We start from the raw sequence: 20,241 nt of genomic DNA on the forward strand, positions 1-20,241 counted from the left end.
TAGGGGTGTGTACACACCCCTATAAAATTTTTCTAGATTTTTACCTTAAATACTGTTTGCTCCTTAACATCTTCTGTTAAAGCATCTAATGCTACTCCTACTCTATGGTATCTAAGTTTCCATTGAGCTTCTTTAGATGTTAATGGGTCTCCTAATGGATATGGAATGGATATTGTAGGTACTATTTTATTCGCACCTACAGTTGTAGCAACTGGAATTAAATTACACATTTGAACTACTGGAATACCTGCTCTTTCAATTTCTTTTACCATCGTTGCACCGCAACGTGTACAGGTACCTCATGTGGAAGTCATAATAACTCCATCTACGTTATCTTCTTTTAATTTTTCTACTATTTCTCTACCCATTCTAGCAGCTTCTGCTTGAGTAGTACCAGTTCCAACTGTACTGTAGAAATAGTCGTGTAGTTTTCCTATTTTGCCTTCTTTTACATAGGATTTCATCGCATCTATTGGCATTATTACATTTGGATCTGCATCTGCTGCTGCAGGGTCAAATCCAGCATGAATAGTTTTATATACTCCGCCTTCTAATCTTTCATCTTTAGATATATCATATCTTCCCCAACGTGTAGCTGAAGCAGATTGAATTCTATCTGGATTATCCACTGGTACAATTCCTCCAGTAGTTACCATAGCTATATTTGCCTTAGATAAATCTTTAATAGGCTCTGCAATAGGCACTCTATCTTGTTTTGGAATAGGAAGTTCTGTTATATAAGGAGCATCGTTTAATTTCTTAATTAACATTTCTACTCCTCTTTCTGCAGCTGTCTTTCCTGACTCTAACCAAGTTTGAGCTCTAATTCCTCTTGGGAAGAATCCTTCTTCATCAGCTGAACCGGTTTCTTCGCCCTTTAATATTTTATTTGCAAAATTAGCCATAACTTTCACATCATCTCTTAATTTTGCAGCTGACTTTCCACCTTCAAATACATACATATCTTTTTTAAACATTTCTACACCAGGATTTTCTACGTTCATAGATGTAATAACTGGTACATTAAATTTTTCTTTAACAGCCTTACAAATAGTTCCGCAGGCTACTCCATATCTACCTGCTTGAAATGCGGGACCTGCAACAAATATATCAAATTCCTTATCCTCTAAAAATCCCAATATGATTTCAACAGCTTCATCTGTATTGGATCCCATGAAGTTATCACCACAAATAACCGTATGTGTAACTTCTGCATCTAACATACTATTTAGAGCAAGGGATGGTCCTACTAAACCTTCTCTAATTTCTGGTTTATAATCAGCTGTATCTTCTCCACCAATACCTGCAAAAAATTGATTTATATAATGAATTGCTTTTTTCATATTTTCACCTCCTAGAATTCTTTCATAGTCTTAGTTGACCAGCCTGGTATTCTATCTCCACAGAACATTGCATTGTTTTCCATAATAATTGAACCATCTTCTCTTACAGATGCTCCTAATATTTCATCATAAGCCCATCCACCAGATAAACCATCTCTAGCTAAAGCTTGTAATTCTCCTATTACTTTATCTGCTGGTGGTAATTCTATTAATTGTGATACATTACCTGTAGATACTAAAGCATTTGCTTTTTCATCTAATGTAACAAGAGGCTGAGAAGCTCCATCTCTACCTGTACACTCATTACTTATACCTACTGTTTTTACTCCTACATCTTCTAAAGCAGCTAAGCATAAAATATAGTCAGCATCTGGATTTCCATATCCTTCTTCAGTAACTATTGCTCCATCTGCACCTAATGATTTTGCCATTTGTGCCACAAATATAGCTGATCTATGTTTTTGTTCTAAGGAAACATTTAGATTTGACATTATAACTCCTAAGAAGTTAATTGATTTTCCATGTTCCTTATATAATTCTCTAATTGTAGGGAAATTTTGGAAGTCATATGTTGACCATTTTGATGATGAAGGCATGAAACTACCTGATATTAATGCTCCATCTAATACTTCATTTGGATGCATAAACGTAGGAACATATTTATTCATATCCCATCCATATACTAAATCATTATATCCCAATTCTTCCATTTGAGATTGTGGTTGCATAACCAATACTACTGATGGAAGTTTATTTACTTCTTCAGTTCTTTTAGTTACTGGATCTAATTCAAAAGTTTCAATTTCCTCTGGTTCTAAATTCTTTACTGCAGTTCCTAGGTACTCTGCAAATCTATGGGTAGCCATTCTAATTGCTGTATTTTTCTTTTGTTGTTCAAATCTTTCAAACTCTTCATCTGTATCAGCAACTATACATATATTAATTAATTGTGAAAATAGAGTGTATTTTGCACCTTCACCACCCATATCGATTAGACCATCACCAAAACTACCATAGTGCATACCTACTCCTAAAACACTACATCCTTTTAATGCATGTACTCTTCCACTACCTGCAGATTCAACGTCTCCTGTAACTCCAGGAAATACTGGTCTATCATCTGGACGAATCCTTGGTTCTGCTGCTTCTTTAACTGGTACTATTCTTGTGTTCTCACCTGGCTTTGCAATTACTATATCTAATTCTGTAATATGCTCATCTTCTTTAATAAAGGCCATAGCTTCTTCTTTATTAATGGACAGAACACCGTTACTAAACATTGTTTTTTCTCCAAAAACAACATCTTTTACTTGAAAATTACCTATTTCTAGTCTCATCTTTTCACTCCTTTTTATTATTTTTAATGGATATTGAAAGTTTTTTGAAGCTTTGTGAAACTTTCTTTGTTAATTTATATAATATCATAATCATGATTATAATACAATCATAATTATTGATAAGTTTAATAATTATTTTGTTACTATAGAAAAATATAAGGTCATATATTCATATTTAAATTGTGGTTTTATAGTATTTATGCTAATATTAATCTAGTGAAAATAATATGAATATGGTGATTTTAAATGGTAAAAAAAGCGATACAACGAAAAAGAATGATGTCTTACTTTATTGATGCAACTGTAGAGCTAATAGATGAAGTTGGAATTAATGGAATAACCTTAAGAAAAGTAGCTGATAAGGCTGGATATAATAGTGCTACTCTTTATAATTATTTTGAAAACTTAGATCATCTAATTTTATATGCTTCCATGAAACATATAAAGGATTATTCCCATTCTTTAGAAATATATTTAAAAGATGCAGAAAATGCTATGGATAGATTTCTTAAAGTTTGGGAATGTTTCTGTGACTATGCCTATGATAAACCAGAAATTTATAATGCCATTTTCTTCCCAAATTTAGAAAAGCATTTTGAAGATTATGTGGCTGATTACTATAAACTTTTTCCAGAAGATATTATTAGCAAAGATAAAAATATTTCCACTATGCTACTGAAAACTGATATTAATGAAAGAGCGCAAACTACTGTATATGCCTGTGTAGATGAAGGTTATATTCGACCTGAAGATGCAAATAAATTAAATGATATGACCCTTTTAATCTTTGAAGGTATGTTAAAAAGAGTATTAAATAATAAAATTTCCTATGATGATTCAAGAAACAATACTATGGATTACATTAAAGCCATAGTAGAGAGATTTTTAATTAAAGATTATAATTTTTATTATTAAGAATCTTATAGAATACTTGACATTTCTAATTTTTAAGTATATGCTTAAAGATGAACTAAATAATCTCGGTAGGTGAGGTTACTATAAGGATATGGATTGCTGCCGTAAAAGAGTGGAAACACTCTGCACTGGTTAGCAGGTTTTGTCGCAAGGCTCAACCTAATGCAATTTCAGCGCCTTATAAAGCCAAAACTTGAACGAGAAGAATAAATCCTTCCCCTTCAAGTTTCGGTGGAGGATTATTATTTTTTTGGAGGTGAGTAGTTATGGATTCTGGGCCGAGTTGTATTTATATAGAGGAAGGAGGATGAAGTATATGTTAAATTAAAATCGTATAATTATAATATAATAATTATCTTTTCTTTACATATACCTTAAAAAACCTTTCTCAAAAATTTTCCAAACTTATTTTAAAAATTAAAAATTCAATACAATTTTAACTTATGGTTAGACTATTTACTGAACCATTATTTAGTATTGTCTTTTTTGGAGGTGTAATTTATGAGAAAGAAAAAAATTTATGATAATGAAAATATTAATAAAAACCTACGCGATATGAGTTCAAAAAATATTGATACTATTTTTAGAGAATTAGATTCCTCCATCAGTGGTTTATCTGAATTAGAGGCTGATAAAAGATTAGCTTTTTATGGACACAATGAAATAATATCCGAAAAAAGGAAACCTTGGTATATTTACCTTTTAAGCTCCTTTATAGATCCTTTTATTTTAATATTATTAGTTATAGTTTTAGTATCTTATTTTACTGACATTGCTTTTGCTCCTACTGGTGAGAAATCTTGGATGACTATAATAATTATTTCTACTATGATATTGATCAGTGTAATCCTTAAATTTTCTCAAGAGTATAAATCTCAAATGACAGCAGATAATTTAAAAGACCTTGTTCCTACAACTACATCTATAAAAAGAGAAGATATGAATAAAAGAGAAATTAATATATCTGATGTAGTTCCAGGAGATATTATTCATTTAGCAGCTGGAGATTTAATACCTGCAGATTTAAGAATTATTACTTGTAAAGATTTATTTATCAGTCAATCTTCCTTAACAGGTGAATCAGAACCTGTGGAGAAATTTTCAGATATTAAAGATAAGAATGTAAATAAGAATATAGCAGATCTAGAAAATATTGCCTTAATGGGAACCATAGTTGTTAGCGGTTCTGCAGTAGGTATAGTTTTGCAGACAGGAAACCAAACATACTTTGGTACTATTGCAGAGTCTCTTACTAAAGATAGAGGCCAAACTAGCTTTGAAGAAGGTGTTAAAAGTGTTAGTTTTCTTCTAATAAGATTTATGTTAGTAATGGTCCCTATAGTTTTCTTAATAAACGGATTAACAAAAAAAGATTGGATAAATGCCTTTTTATTTGCTATTTCAGTAGCTGTAGGCTTGACTCCTGAAATGCTTCCGACTTTGGTTTCTACTAATCTTGCAAAAGGAGCAATATCTTTATCTAAACGTAAAATTGTAGTCAAAAGATTAAGTTCTATTCAAAATTTTGGTGCTATGGATATTTTATGTACAGATAAAACTGGTACTCTAACATTAGATAAAATTATACTGGAAACACACTTAGATGTGCTAGGCAATGAAAATGATAGAGTCCTAAGACATGGTTATTTAAATAGTTATTATCAAACAGGATTAAAAAACTTATTGGATATTGCTGTAATAGAATATGGTAATGAAAAAGGATTTAGGGAAGTAACAGAAATATATGAAAGAGTAGATGAAATTCCATTTGACTTTACAAGACGTAGAATGTCAGTAGTAGTTGAAAGTGAAAATGGCAAAAGACAACTTATAACTAAAGGTGCCGTTGAAGAAATGATTTCTATATGTTCTTTTGTAGAAATCAATGGAGAAGTTTTACCTTTAAATGAAGAATTAATAAAAACAGTTATGAATATGGTAACTAAACTTAATGAAGATGGAATGAGAGTCCTTGCTATAGCGCAGAAAAATAATGTACCAGATGAAAATATGTTTAGCGTTAAAGATGAAAGTAATATGGTTCTTATTGGATATATGGGTTTTTTAGATCCTCCAAAGGATTCAGCAGTCTCTGCAATAAGGGCATTACATGAGCACGGAGTAACTGTCAAGGTATTAACTGGAGATAATGATATAGTTGCTAAAAAAATATGTAAAGATGTTGGTATTCCCGTAGATAATGTGGTTTTAGGAATAGATGTAGAAGAAATGACAGATGAAAAATTATACAAAGTAGCATCAAAGTCCAATATCCTAGCAAAACTATCTCCAATGCAAAAAGAAAGGGTTATCTCTGTTCTACAGAATAATAATCATGTTGTTGGTTTCTTAGGTGATGGTATTAACGATGCTCAAGCATTAAAACAAGCTGATGTAGGTATCTCTGTAGATACTGCAGTTGATATAGCTAAAGAATCTGCCGATATAATATTGCTTGAAAAAGATCTAAATGTTTTAGAAAAAGGAGTTATTGAAGGTAGAAGAGTATTTGGAAATATTGTTAAATATATAAATATGACTGCTAGTTCCAACTTTGGTAATGTATTTAGTGTATTAGCAGCTAGTGCATTTTTGCCATTTCTGCCAATGTTACCTATACAGTTACTTGTACAAAACTTACTCTATAGTATATCTCAAATAGCTATACCTTGGGATAGTATGGATGAAGAATACTTAAAAACACCTAAAAAATGGAATGCAGATAAAATAGGTAAGTTTATGCTATATATAGGACCTATTAGTTCCATATTTGATATTGCTACCTTTGCTATTATGTGGTTTGTATTTAAGGCAAATACGATAGAATTACAGCCTCTATTTCAATCTGGCTGGTTTGTAGTAGGGCTCGTATCACAGACCCTAATAGTCCATATGATAAGGACAAAGAAGATTCCATTTGTACAAAGCAGGGCTTCTACTCCCCTAATGATAATGACTCTCTTAATAATAAGTCTAGGAATAATAATTCCATATACTGGTTTCGGAACTTATATAGGACTTGTCCCTCTGCCACTTAGTTATTTTTCTTGGTTAATAGGAATATTATTAGCTTATTGTATTCTCACACAAATTGTCAAAAATATTTATATCAAAAAATTTAATACTTGGATGTAAATTCCTCTAAAACCCTATTAAATCTAATAGGGTTTTCTAATACCAATAAGTGGGTGCAATCCTGAAATATTACTAGCTCTGAATTTATAATATTTTCTTTAAGGTATCTTCCCGTATCAATTGAATAAAAGGTACTTTCGCCTCCAAATATTATTAAAGCTGGTATATGTATTTTACTTAAAGTCTTTCTATAATCCTTTTCTATCATGGATTTCCAAATTGAATACATTATATTAGGTGAATTATTTTTCATCTTATCCATTGAAATACTAAATTGTTTTTTATTGAAATAAGGTGCCATACTTTTTATAAATCTTTCTGTAAATTCCATCCAATTATCTTTGATTAAACTTAAATCTTTTAAAGCATCTTCCATAGTATATTTACCATGATATAAACCTAGATTCCAATTATTATCATTTAAAACTTTGGGACCTTTATCTATAATACATATTTTAGATAAGTTATATTCTCCAAATATATTTATATATTCAAATATAATTGAAGTACCCATAGACCATCCTACTAATACTATATCTTGTAAATCTAAATAATCTATAAACTCCTTTAGATCCAATGCAAGTCTTTCCATATTTAATCCATAATCTACTCTGCTAGATAAACCATGACCCCTTATATCATATGTAATTGTTTTATACTTTTTAGATAATATTCTTTGCTGTATCCTAAAAGAATCATGAGTTTCAGTAAATCCATGGATAAAAATTATTGGATTACCTTCTCCTTTTATTTCATAGTATGTTTTTACATTATCACTTGTATTAAAAAAATTCATTTATCTATCTCCCCGAAGTTTATTATAGTACCAATAAAATAAATACAAGTACAAAAAATCCTATTAATCCAAATATTGGATATAATATTCCCACTAATTTAGCAAATCCAAGTTTAGCTACTGGAATAGATAGTAAGCAATATAATCCTATAATTAATATTTTATATTTACTATTAGATAATTTATTTATAAATCCAAATCCATTGGCTAATGCTGTAGTAAACATAGCTATCCAAAGTATAACAGCATAAAATTTCCTATATCCAACGTTTATATAATCACATATTTTTAGCATTGGTATATCTAAAAGAAATACTTCATTATAATATATAAGCATAGATGTTAATATACTCATTCCAAGTATAAATAATATAACTCCTCCAATTGACCCTCCTAATATGGCTGTTTTTTTACTATTAATAATTGGTAATAGAGATGAAAATACTACAACTATAATCAATGAATTAGAACCCACATATAAAAGTGCTGATGTTATAAAATTACCCTTTAAAGTTAAATTAACACCATTTACATTAGAAAAATTATAACCTTCTCTTATATTTAAATATAAGGATGTAAATATAATACCTATAATAAGTAATGGGACTAATATTGTGTTTATAAAAGATAATCCCTCTAGACTAAATAGAAAGACTATAAAGGATAAAATAACCATAAAAATAACACCTAAATTGAAAGATAAGTTTAATTCTTGGTTAAAAAGAGCACCACTTCCTGCTACCATAACACTGAACCCAGTATATAATGAAAATGTAATTATGTTGTCCAATAAACTTCCAAATCTTTCGCCAAATATATTACATATTAATTCATCAAATCCATTTATTTTATTATTATATATTTTTATAAGAAGTAAACTTCCAACTAATGAAAGGATTATTCCAACTATAATCATTCCCCATATTCCATTAACTCCATAGATTCCAAAAAATTCTATTATTTCCCGTCCTGAAGCAAATCCTGCACCAATTACTGTCCCTATATATATTGAAGCAATATTAAACCATTCCTTCTTCATCTTTTCCCTCCTATTCTAATAATTAATATATTAGATACGAGGCTTATCCTATGACTTAAATAGACATAAAAAATCCTATCACTGCTAAGGTGATAGGTCTTGTATATATACGACTTACCTTCATTAGATTGAGTTGTTTGACACAGTGACTACGCAGTTTCGCAACTCAAATCTATTTGCTCGTTACACTTATATAGATTTGGTTCTCGTTGCCTTTTTGTCCAATGCGTGTAACGAATTGTAGACAAAACGGACAGCGTAGGTGCGTTTGATCTACCATCGATTTGTAAAATACACAAATCGGGTTAGGTCATAAAAAAAGAAAGCCCTACTACGACCAACGTAATAGAACTTTCTATATATTTTTATGTAAGCCTGGCAACTTCCTACTCTCCCAGGTCGTTTCCAACCAAGTACCATCGGCGTTAAGATGCTTAACTTCTGTGTTCGGTATGGGTACAGGTGTGTCCATCTTGCTATCGTCACCAGACGAAAACTATTAAATGCAATATACACAGTTTCGTAACTCAAATCTATTAGATTTGGTACTCATTGCGTTTGACCTACATCAATTCACTCTCGTTCACTGTGTTAGGTCATAAAGGTCAAGTCCTCGACTTATTAGTATCTCTTAGCTTAAAGTATTACTACTCTTACACCTGAGACCTATCTACCAAGTGGTCTTCTTGGAGTCTTATCTTTAAAAGTGGGAAATCTTATCTTGAGGGGGGCTTCGTGCTTAGATGCCTTCAGCACTTATCCCTTCCAGACTTAGCTACTCAGCCGTGCCATTGGCATGACAACTGATACACCAGCGGTCTGTCCATCCCGGTCCTCTCGTACTAAGGACAGCTCCTCTCAAATTTCCTACGCCCACGACGGATAGGGACCGAACTGTCTCACGACGTTCTGAACCCAGCTCGCGTGCCTCTTTAATGGGCGAACAGCCCAACCCTTGGGACCTACTCCAGCCCCAGGATGAGACGAGCCGACATCGAGGTGCCAAACCTCCCCGTCGATGTGGACTCTTGGGGGAGATAAGCCTGTTATCCCCGGGGTAGCTTTTATCCGTTGAGCGATGGCCCTTCCACTCGGAACCACCGGATCACTAAGTCCAACTTTCGTTTCTGCTCCACTTGTTGGTGTCACAGTTAAGCTCCCTTTTGCCTTTACACTCTTCGCACGATTTCCGACCGTGCTGAGGGAACCTTTGAGCGCCTCCGTTACTCTTTAGGAGGCGACCGCCCCAGTCAAACTGCCCAACTGACAGTGTCCCTATACCAGATCATGGTACCAGGTTAGAATTTCAGCATTACAAGAGTGGTATCCCAAGGTTGACTCCACCAAAGCTGGCGCCCTGGCTTCAAAGCCTCCCACCTATCCTGTACATGCAATGCCAAAATCCAATGTCAGCCTGCAGTAAAGCTCCACGGGGTCTTTCCGTCCTGTCGCGGGTAATACGCATCTTCACGTATACTACAATTTCACCGGATCCATTGTTGAGACAGTGCCCAAATCGTTACACCTTTCGTGCGGGTCGGAACTTACCCGACAAGGAATTTCGCTACCTTAGGACCGTTATAGTTACGGCCGCCGTTTACTGGGGCTTAAGTTCTAAGCTTCGGTTTCCCTAACTCTTCCCCTTAACCTTCCAGCACCGGGCAGGTGTCAGCACCTATACTTCGTCTTTCGACTTAGCAGATACTTGTGTTTTTGGTAAACAGTCGCTTGGGCCTATTCACTGCGGCCAGGTTTCCCTGGCACCCCTTCTCCCTAAGTTACGGGGCTATTTTGCCGAGTTCCTTAACAATGGTTCTTCCGCTCGTCTTAGGATTCTCTCCTCGCCTACCTGTGTCGGTTTGCGGTACGGGTAGTTACTTACTCGATAGAAGCTTTTCTTGGCAGTGTGGAGTCAGCTACTTCTCTACTTGTTTTTCGATCCCCATCACTTCTCAGGATTGTTGAAACGGATTTGCCTATCTCAACTCCCTAAAAGCTTGGACGTGCTCAACCAACGGCACGCTTAGCTTATCCTCCTGCGTCACTCCATCTCTCAAACGCTTGTAACTAGTACAGGAATTTCAACCTGTTGTCCATCGCCTACGCTTTTCAGCCTCAGCTTAGGTCCCGACTTACCCTGAGTGGACGAACCTTCCTCAGGAAACCTTAGGCTTTCGACGGGTGAGATTCTCACTCACCTCTCGCTACTTATGCCAGCATTCTCTCTTGTGTGCAGTCCAGCACTCCTTTCGGTATACCTTCTACCCACACACAATGCTCCTCTACCGATTCTTTCGAATCCCACAGCTTCGGTACCAGATTTAAGCCCCGGAAATCTTCGGCGCAAGGTCTCTCGACCAGTGAGCTATTACGCACTCTTTAAATGTATGGCTGCTTCTAAGCCAACATCCTGGTTGTCTGTGAAACCTCACATCCTTTACCACTTAATCTGGATTTAGGGACCTTAGCTGGTGATCTGGGCTCTTTCCCTTTCGACTATGAAGCTTATCCCACATAGTCTGACTCCCAAGGGTATGATTATGGCATTCGGAGTTTGATAGGTTTTGGTAACGCTATGCGCCCCTAGACCATTCAGTGCTCTACCTCCATTTCACTCTTCCTTGAGGCTAGCCCTAAAGCTATTTCGAGGAGAACCAGCTATCTCCGAGTTCGATTGGCTTTTCACCCCTATCCACAGGTCATCCCATAGCTTTTAAACGCTAACGGGTTCGAGCCTCCATTGAATTTTACTTCAACTTCACTCTGCCCATGGATAGGTCACCCGGTTTCGGGTCTATGGCAGGGAACTATTTCGCCCTATTAAGACTTGGTTTCCCTACGGCTCCTGACCTTAAGTCATTAACCTTGCTCACTACCATAACTCGCTGGCCCGTTCTACAAAAAGTACGTGGTTACACTAATAATGTGCTTCCACTGCTTGTAGGCGTAGGGTTTCAGATTCTATTTCACTCCCCTTCCGGGGTTCTTTTCACCTTTCCCTCACGGTACTATTCTCTATCGGTCACCAAGGAGTATTTAGCCTTGGGAGGTGGTCCTCCCTACTTCCCACTGGATTTCTCGTGTCCCGTGGTACTCTGGATACCAGCTGGTAAACTCATCTTTCATATACCGGACTATCACCGTCTTTGGTGGGATTTTCCAATCCTCTTCTATTAGATTCATTATTCCGTTATGCTGGTCCTTAACCCCAGATAAATCTGGTTTGGGCTGTTTCCCGTTCGCTCGCCGCTACTTAGGAAATCGATTTTTCTTTCTTCTCCTCAGGGTACTTAGATGTTTCAGTTCCCCTGGTCTTCCTTCATACACCTATGTATTCAGTGTATGATACTTGAGGGTTGCTCAAGTAGGTTTCCCCATTCGGAAATCTCCGGATCAATGTCTATTTGCGACTCCCCGAAGCATATCGGTGCTTATCCCGTCCTTCATCGGCTCTTGGTGCCAAGGCATTCGCCCTACGCCCTTAATAACTTGACCTTAATTACTTATTTATATTGCATTCTTTAGTTTTCAATGTTCAATTACCACCGCAGTCTCGAAACTCAAATCTATTCACTGGCTACGCTCGTGTAAATTTGGTTCTCGTTGCGTTTGACCTACATCAATTCGCTACGCTCATTGCGTTAGGTCATAATGGTGGAGATGAGGAGAGTCGAACTCCTGACCCCCTGCTTGCAAGGCAGGTGCTCTCCCAACTGAGCTACACCCCCACGTTAATTCACAATTTCACAGTCTACAATTAACAATTGAAATCCAAAGGATTTCAATGTGATTGATTCTGTAATTTTAGCGAACCAAATTTATAAACAAACAGTGTGAGTCCTTTTGAACTCCTTAGAAAGGAGGTGATCCAGCCGCACCTTCCGATACGGCTACCTTGTTACGACTTCACCCTAGTTATTGACCCTACCTTCGACAGCTGCCTCCAAAGGTTAGCTCACTGGCTTCGGGTATTGCCAACTCCCATGGTGTGACGGGCGGTGTGTACAAGACCCGGGAACGCATTCACCGCGACATTCTGATTCACGATTACTAGCAACTCCGACTTCATGTAGGCGAGTTGCAGCCTACAATCCGAACTGGGATCGGCTTTAAGAGATTTGCTCCTTATCACTAAGTCGCTGCTCGCTGTACCGACCATTGTAGCACGTGTGTAGCCCAGGACATAAAGGGCATGATGATTTGACGTCATCCCCACCTTCCTCCGATTTGTCATCGGCAGTCCCTCTAGAGTGCTCAACTTAATGGTAGCAACTAAAGGCAAGGGTTGCGCTCGTTGCGGGACTTAACCCAACATCTCACGACACGAGCTGACGACAACCATGCACCACCTGTGTCCCCTGTACCCGAAGGTAAAGTCCTATCTCTAGGACGGTCAGGGGCATGTCAAGCCCTGGTAAGGTTCTTCGCGTTGCTTCGAATTAAACCACATGCTCCGCTGCTTGTGCGGGTCCCCGTCAATTCCTTTGAGTTTCATACTTGCGTACGTACTCCCCAGGCGGAGTGCTTAATGCGTTAGCTGCGGCACCGAGGTTTGACCCCCAACACCTAGCACTCATCGTTTACGGCGTGGACTACCAGGGTATCTAATCCTGTTCGCTCCCCACGCTTTCGTGCCTCAGCGTCAGTATAAGTCCAGAAAGTCGCCTTCGCCACTGGTATTCCTCCTAATATCTACGCATTTCACCGCTACACTAGGAATTCCACTTTCCTCTCCTTAACTCAAGCCTTTCAGTTTCAAATGCTTACCACGGTTGAGCCGTGATCTTTCACATCTGACTTAAATGGCCGCCTACGCACCCTTTACGCCCAATAAATCCGGACAACGCTTGCCCCCTACGTATTACCGCGGCTGCTGGCACGTAGTTAGCCGGGGCTTCCTCCTTGGGTACCGTCATTATCGTCCCCAAGGACAGAACTTTACGACCCGAAAGCCTTCATCGTTCACGCGGCGTCGCTGCATCAGAGTTTCCTCCATTGTGCAATATTCCCCACTGCTGCCTCCCGTAGGAGTCTGGACCGTGTCTCAGTTCCAGTGTGGCCGTTCACCCTCTCAGGCCGGCTACCCATCGCGGTCTTGGTGAGCCATTACCTCACCAACTAACTAATGGGACGCGAGACCATCTTTCACCGCTTTACGCTTTGACTTAAAAGTCATGCGACTCTTAAGTGTCATAAGGTATTAATCCCAGTTTCCCGAGGCTATCCCTTTGTGAAAGGCAGGTTTCTCACGCGTTACTCACCCGTCCGCCGCTAAGATAATCAAAGCTTCATTCCGAAGAAATCTGCTTTGAAAACTTCGCTCGACTTGCATGTGTTAGGCACGCCGCCAGCGTTCGTCCTGAGCCAGGATCAAACTCTCATTTAAAAGTCTGATTAGCTCAAATTTGCTGACTGTTATTTCATGTGTTACTTTTTATAATTCAAAGTTTCTCACACTGTTTAGTTTTCTAGGTTCTCGTTGTCTCTCTCGAGGCAACTTATTCAGTATAGCAAATTTTTCATTTGCTGTCAACTACTTTTTAAAACTTTTTTTAAATCATTTGTTGATTTATGAAGTTATTTGTCGTAGCTGACTTTTACTATAATACACCTTTTCCAAATAAAAGTCAACACGTTTTATTAAAAAGTTTTAGTTTTATTATTATATATTGTTTCAGCTACCTTTTTCCTCTTACATCATTATCTTATCTACTTCTTTTCTCAGTTTCTCCAAAACCCTTTTTTCAATTCTTGAAACTGTCATTTGAGATATTTCTAAATCTTTAGCTATGGATACTTGAGTCTTTTTATTGAAATATCTTTCAATTAATATTTGTTTTTCCACATCATTTAGTTTCTCCATAGTCCTTGTTAAAAAGTCATTGTTTTCTATTTTGCTAAAATATTCATCTTCTTCACCTATTAAATCTGCTAGATTTACATCTTTATCTTCACTATTAGAATCATAGGTTACATCTAGTGATTGAGGGGTATATACTTTACTAGCTTCCATAGCTTCTAGTATTTCTTCTTCTGTATAGTTCAAATAATTTGCTATATCTTCAATTGTAGGTGATCTTTGTAATTGTTGGGATAGTAGTACTTTTGCATTATTTATCTTTTTAGATAGTTCTTGTATTCTTCTAGGTACTCTTATGGTCCAACCCTTATCTCTAAAATACTTTTTTATTTCACCTATTATAGTTGGAGTTGCGAAACTTGAAAATTCATAACCTTTTTCTATATTATATCTATCTATAGCATATATAAGTCCTATACAAGCAACTTGATATATATCATCATATTCTATACCTCGATTAGCATACTTCTTAGATAATATCTCTGCAATGTATATATGCTTTTCAATTAGCTTATTTCTAATATCCTTGTCCTTAGTTTCACTATATGCCTTAAATAATTCCTTAATTTCCATCTTATCCTTTAGATTTTTTGTTTCTCTTTCTTCCTGACTCTTGCTAGTCATTGAATATCATCCTCTATATATTTAATCATTTCTATACCATTTTCAGTAAATGCTACTTTATCCATCAATGACTTTATAATGAGTAATCCTAATTCTCTTTCTTTTTTATCTTCTATATAATCAGGTATGTTTTCTTTAACACCTGTTACTTTTACTGTTAATCTTTCTTCTTCTATTTCAAATACTATTAATATTTCTTCTTTTTCATTCAAAATAAGTGCATTTATACAAGCTTCTCCTATGGAAACCTTAATATCCTCTATATCATCTACACTTAATGCCATACTATTTCCTATTCCTGAAGTAGTGAGTCTAATTAAACTAATATAATCAGGCTTTCTGGGGATTATAAGACTAATTACATCTTTATTCATCTACCTCACCTCTTATAATAAATAACTTATCTAATTCTGTAATATGAAATAACTTTAGTATATTAGGTTTAATATTTGATAAATATATCTTAAAATTATTATCTTTTAATTTTTTTAATATATATATTAATGCTCCAAGTCCTGTACTATCTACATAATCTAAATTATCACCGTCTATTAATATATCCCTCGGGTTACTATCAAAAGCATTTAATACCTTTTCTTTTAATTTAGGAGAAGTATAAATATCTATTTCGCCTTTTGGAAAAACAATCCACATATTTTCTTTTTCATCAAATTGTACTTCTATATTTAAAGACATTTGCAAAAACCTCCCTTTTTATATTATTATATATTGATTTTATAATAAAAGAATCTTAATGTAAAGTGTGATACTGGGATTTGAAATTTCTCTATAATAAAAGATTCCTTATTTTTAAAAATAAGGAATCTTAATATATTTATTCTTCTCCTACATATTTTGCTACAGCAACTACTCTGTCATCACTCATCTTCATAAGAGTAACTCCTTGAGTACTTCTACCCATAATGGATATATCTTTAGCTATAAGTCTGATTATTGTACCACTAAATGAAATCATCATTATTTCATCATTATCATCTACAACCTTAGCTGAAACTATATCTCCTGTTTTTTCTCTTATATGATAGGTTATTAAACCTTTTCCACCTCTATTTTGGGTCTTATATTCTTCTAAAGATGTTCTCTTACCAAATCCATATTCTGATATAACTAGTAGTCTCTTACCTTCTTCCACTAGTTCCATGGCAACAACTTTATCATCTTTTTTCAAATCTATAGCCTTTACACCCATGGCAGACCTGCCCATTTCTCTAACATCACTTTCGTTAAATCTAATGGACATTCCTTTTCTAGTTACTACAATTATTTCTTGCTTTCCATTAGTTTTTCTAACTCCTATTAACTCATCATCTTCTTTTAGACTAATACCTATAATGCCATTTTTTCTAATATTTTCAAAATGTTCTAATCCAGTTTTCTTAATTATACCAGATTTAGTAATTAAAATTAAATTAGTGGCAGTAGTATTTTTATTTATAGGAATTATGGCACTTATCTTTTCATCACCTGTTAAATTCAATAGATTTATTATGGCAGTTCCTTTAGCCTGTCTACCACCTTCTGGAATTTCGTATGCCTTTAATGAGAACACTTTACCTTTATTAGTAAAGAATAGAATAGTATCATGAGTTGAAGTAATGTACAGATCTTCCACGAAATCTTCTTCCCTAGTAGTTAAAGCTATTATTCCTTTTCCGCCTCTTTTTTGAGTCTTATATGTGTACTCAGGAGTTCTCTTTATATATCCAAAGTGAGTTAATGTAATTACAACATCTTCTTCTTCAATCATATCTTCTATATCTATTTCATCCGCTGAAGGCATTATTCTTGTTCTTCTAGGATCTCCATATTTTTCTTTTAACTCTATTAATTCATCTTTAATTATTTGATATATTAATCTTTCATTTGCTAAAATTTCTCTAAATCTATTGATTTCTTTTATGAGTTCTTCATATTCTTCCTCTAATTTTGCTCTTTCCAAACCAGTTAATCTTCTTAATCTCATATCCATTATAGCTTGAGATTGTCTATCTGATAGACCAAAGTTTTCCATCAAAGCTTCCTTAGCTATTGCTTCTGTTTTAGATGATCTTATGATACGGATTACTTCATCTATGTTATCTAAAGCTATTTTTAATCCCTCAACTATATGAGCTCTTTCTTCTGCTTTATTTAAATCATATTGAGTTCTTCTAGTTATTATTTCCTTCTGATGATCAACATAATAAGAAAGCATTTCCTTTAGATCCAAAATCTTAGGTTCATCATTAACTAAAGCTAACATTATAACTCCAAATGTAGTCTGAAGCTGAGTATATTTATATAGATTGTTTAAAACTACATTTGGATTTGCATCCCTTTTTATTTCTATAACTATTCTCAGACCTTCTCTATCAGATTCATCTCTTAAATCAGATATTCCTTCTAATTTTTTATCTCTAACATATTCTGCTATTTTTTCGATTAAATTTGCCTTATTAACCTGATAAGGTAGTTCTGTTACTATAATTCTATGTCTTCCTTTATTTGTTTCTTCTATTTCAGTAACAGCTCTTACCCTTATTTTACCTCTACCAGTTTTAAATGCAGATCTAATACCATCTTTCCCCATTATATGACCAGCCGTAGGAAAATCTGGACCTTTTATTACTGTCATTAAGTCATCTATTGTAGAATCAGGGCTATCTATAAGCATTACAATACCATCTATAACCTCTTTTAAGTTATGAGGCGGAATATTAGTTGCCATTCCTACTGCTATACCTGAAGAACCGTTAACCATTAAATTTGGAAATCTACTTGGAAGTACTATAGGCTCCTTTAATGTCTCATCAAAGTTTGGTCTATAGTCTACTGTATCTTTACCTATATCCCTTAACATTTCCATTGCAAGTTTTGTCATTCTAGCTTCTGTATAACGCATTGCAGCAGCTTCATCACCATCTATAGAACCAAAGTTTCCATGACCATCTACCAATGGGTATCTAATATTAAAATCCTGTGCAAGTCTTACCATTGCATCATAAACAGAACTATCACCATGAGGGTGATACTTACCCAGTACGTCCCCTACAACCCTAGCAGACTTTCTATAGGGTTTATCTGGACTCATACTAAGTTCATCCATAGCATAAATAATTCTTCTATGAACTGGTTTTAATCCATCACGTACGTCTGGTAAGGCACGACTCATAATTACACTCATGGAATAATCTAAGTAGGACTTTTTCATTTCGTGTTCAATATTTATTTCAACTACATTATCAAATTCTCTGTCCATGACTTACCTCCTATATATCTAGATTTTTTACAAATTTAGCATTTTCTTCAATGAATTGTCTCCTTGGCCCCACCTTATCTCCCATTAGAGTAGTAAATACTTCATCAGCGGCCACAGCATCTTCTAAAGTTACCTTTAAAAGAGTTCTGGTTGATGGATCCATAGTTGTAGACCATAATTGTTCTGGGTTCATTTCTCCAAGACCTTTATACCTTTGAAGAGTATAATTTGTTCTACCTATTTCATCTAAAAGTTTATCTAGTTCATTGTCATTGTATACATAATGTTCTTGTCTATTTTTAGTCACCTTATAAAGGGGTGGTTGAGCTATATATATATGTTCATTATCAATTAATTCTTTCATATATCTATAGAAAAATGTCAAAAGTAAAGTTCTAATATGTGCACCATCTACGTCAGCATCTGTCATTAAAATTATTTTACCATATCTTAACTTTTCTATATTAAAATCTTCACCAATTCCCGTTCCAAAGGCTGTAATCATGATCTTTATTTCCTCTGAACTTAAAATTCTATCTAATCTAGCCTTTTCTACATTTAATATTTTACCTCTCAGCGGCAGTATAGCTTGGAATTTTTTATCTCTGCCTTGCTTTGCACTACCACCAGCTGAGTTTCCTTCTACGATATAAATTTCTGTGGTTTCTAAATCAGAATCTTGACAATCTGCTAGTTTACCAGGCAATGTAGTATTCTCTAAAACAGATTTTCTTCTAGTTAAATCCCTTGCTTTTCTAGCAGCATCTCTAGCTCTCTGAGAAGATATTGCTTTTTCTAATATTATCTTTCCATCTTTAGGATTTTCTTCTAAATACATACTTATATAGTCATAAGTTAAGGATTCTACTATACCTCTAACTTCACTATTTCCTAGTTTACTCTTAGTCTGTCCTTCGAATTGAGGCTCCATTAACTTAACAGATAATATTCCAGTCAACCCTTCTCTTACATCATCTCCACTTAGATTTTCATCTTTCTCTTTAAGAAATCCATATTTTCTACCATAATCATTCATAATTCTAGTTAAGGCAGTTCTAAGTCCTGATAAGTGGGTTCCTCCTTCTGGTGTGTTAATATTATTAGCAAAAGTAAATATATTTTCTGAATATCCATCTGTATATTGTAATGCTAACTCTACAGTAGTGCCATCTTTTACTCCATCAAAATACATTATATCTTTTTGAATCGGAGTTTTATTTTTATTTATATATTCTACAAATGACTTTATTCCACCTTCATAATGGAATTCTTTTATTTTTTCTTCTCTTTTATCTTCTAGTATAATCTTAATTCCTTTATTTAAAAAGGCCATTTCCCTAAATCTATGTTCTAAGGTTTCAAAACTAAATATTATAGTTTCAAATATCTGTGCATCAGGTTTAAAATGAATAGTTGTACCTGTTTCATTAGAATCTCCCACTACTTCTAGTTCTGTTTTGGATATACCCCTTTCAAATCTTTGGGTATACTCTTTACCATTTCTTCTTACGTTAGCTATTAACCATTCAGATAGGGCATTTACTACAGAAACACCAACTCCATGTAGTCCACCAGATACCTTATATGCACCATTATCAAATTTTCCACCTGCATGTAGTATGGTTAAAACAGTTTCTACTGTAGATTTTCCAGTTTGAGGATGAGTTTCTACAGGTATTCCACTTCCATTATCTGTTATCTTAACTGAATTATCATCAAAAATAGTGACCCTAATAGTGTCACAAATTCCTGCTAAAGCCTCATCTATACTATTATCTACTACTTCATATACTAAGTGGTGGAGTCCTTTTACACCTGTACTACCTATATACATACCTGGTCTTTTTCTTACTGGTTCTAATCCTGTAAGTACTTGTATATCTTGGGCCGTATAATGTCTATCATTATTACTATTTATTTCGTTATCCATTAA

The 20,241-nt window shown here is 34.8% G+C and carries 11 protein-coding genes, 1 tRNA gene, 3 rRNA genes and 1 riboswitch; of the genes, 2 read left to right on the forward strand and 13 right to left on the reverse strand.

Annotation, left to right across the window (positions count from 1 at the left end):
- Nucleotides 1–32: 32 nt before the first annotated feature.
- Both grdH and KQI41_RS18350 read right to left on the reverse strand, forming a co-directional pair.
- Entirely contained in the window at nucleotides 33–1,343 is a 1,311-nt protein-coding gene (gene grdH / locus KQI41_RS18345) for a betaine reductase selenoprotein B (protein ID WP_154440086.1), read from the reverse strand.
- Between the two features lie 11 nt (nucleotides 1,344–1,354).
- On the reverse strand, nucleotides 1,355–2,680 hold the full coding sequence (locus tag KQI41_RS18350; protein WP_154440087.1) for a glycine/sarcosine/betaine reductase component B subunit: 1,326 nt from the start codon (nucleotides 2,678–2,680) through the stop codon (nucleotides 1,355–1,357).
- 246 nt (nucleotides 2,681–2,926) lie between these two features.
- On the opposite strand from KQI41_RS18350, the gene KQI41_RS18355 reads away from it, so the two are divergent.
- Both KQI41_RS18355 and mgtA read left to right on the forward strand, forming a co-directional pair.
- Complete coding sequence (locus tag KQI41_RS18355) at nucleotides 2,927–3,595, forward strand: TetR/AcrR family transcriptional regulator (RefSeq protein ID WP_154440088.1); 669 nt, start codon at nucleotides 2,927–2,929, stop codon at nucleotides 3,593–3,595.
- Between the two features lie 57 nt (nucleotides 3,596–3,652).
- Nucleotides 3,653–3,807: riboswitch (M-box (ykoK) riboswitch) on the forward strand.
- Between the two features lie 289 nt (nucleotides 3,808–4,096).
- Nucleotides 4,097–6,730, forward strand: a complete 2,634-nt coding sequence (gene mgtA, locus KQI41_RS18360; RefSeq protein WP_154440089.1) for a magnesium-translocating P-type ATPase — start codon at nucleotides 4,097–4,099, stop codon at nucleotides 6,728–6,730.
- On the opposite strand, the gene KQI41_RS18365 is transcribed toward mgtA, so the two are convergent.
- From KQI41_RS18365 to gyrB, 11 genes are all read right to left on the reverse strand, one after another.
- Nucleotides 6,714–7,526 (reverse strand): alpha/beta fold hydrolase, encoded by an 813-nt coding sequence (locus KQI41_RS18365; protein WP_154440090.1) that lies wholly within the window; start codon nucleotides 7,524–7,526, stop codon nucleotides 6,714–6,716. The two genes, mgtA and KQI41_RS18365, sit on opposite strands and share 17 nt — an antisense overlap.
- A gap of 22 nt (nucleotides 7,527–7,548) precedes the next feature.
- Entirely contained in the window at nucleotides 7,549–8,565 is a 1,017-nt protein-coding gene (locus KQI41_RS18370) for a YkvI family membrane protein (RefSeq protein ID WP_154440091.1), read from the reverse strand.
- A 373-nt stretch (nucleotides 8,566–8,938) separates the two neighbouring features.
- Nucleotides 8,939–9,055, reverse strand: a 5S ribosomal RNA gene (gene rrf / locus KQI41_RS18375).
- Between the two features lie 111 nt (nucleotides 9,056–9,166).
- A 23S ribosomal RNA gene (locus KQI41_RS18380) occupies nucleotides 9,167–12,060 on the reverse strand.
- Between the two features lie 157 nt (nucleotides 12,061–12,217).
- Nucleotides 12,218–12,293: transfer RNA gene (locus KQI41_RS18385), tRNA-Ala, on the reverse strand.
- A gap of 128 nt (nucleotides 12,294–12,421) precedes the next feature.
- Nucleotides 12,422–13,951: ribosomal RNA gene (locus KQI41_RS18390) — 16S ribosomal RNA — on the reverse strand.
- The 16S, 23S and 5S rRNA genes sit together here with 1 tRNA gene alongside, the layout of an rRNA operon.
- A 306-nt stretch (nucleotides 13,952–14,257) precedes the next feature.
- Nucleotides 14,258–15,049, reverse strand: coding sequence for a SigB/SigF/SigG family RNA polymerase sigma factor (locus KQI41_RS18395; RefSeq protein WP_154441622.1), 792 nt, complete (start codon nucleotides 15,047–15,049; stop codon nucleotides 14,258–14,260).
- Nucleotides 15,046–15,423, reverse strand: a complete 378-nt coding sequence (locus KQI41_RS18400; protein WP_154441624.1) for an ATP-binding protein — start codon at nucleotides 15,421–15,423, stop codon at nucleotides 15,046–15,048. Before KQI41_RS18400 ends, KQI41_RS18395 begins: the two co-directional genes overlap by 4 nt.
- Complete coding sequence (locus tag KQI41_RS18405; protein WP_154441626.1) at nucleotides 15,416–15,745, reverse strand: anti-sigma factor antagonist; 330 nt, start codon at nucleotides 15,743–15,745, stop codon at nucleotides 15,416–15,418. The genes KQI41_RS18400 and KQI41_RS18405 overlap by 8 nt, the downstream gene beginning before the upstream one ends.
- A gap of 139 nt (nucleotides 15,746–15,884) precedes the next feature.
- On the reverse strand, nucleotides 15,885–18,308 hold the full coding sequence (gene gyrA, locus KQI41_RS18410; protein ID WP_154441628.1) for a DNA gyrase subunit A: 2,424 nt from the start codon (nucleotides 18,306–18,308) through the stop codon (nucleotides 15,885–15,887).
- A gap of 10 nt (nucleotides 18,309–18,318) precedes the next feature.
- The gene (gene gyrB / locus KQI41_RS18415) at nucleotides 18,319–20,238 is read right to left on the reverse strand and encodes a DNA topoisomerase (ATP-hydrolyzing) subunit B (RefSeq protein ID WP_154441630.1); all 1,920 of its coding nucleotides are present in this window, start codon (nucleotides 20,236–20,238) and stop codon (nucleotides 18,319–18,321) included.
- Nucleotides 20,239–20,241 lie beyond the last annotated feature (3 nt).

It is taken from the genome of Tissierella pigra (genome assembly GCF_018917845.1).
Classification (GTDB): domain Bacteria; phylum Bacillota; class Clostridia; order Tissierellales; family Tissierellaceae; genus Tissierella; species Tissierella pigra.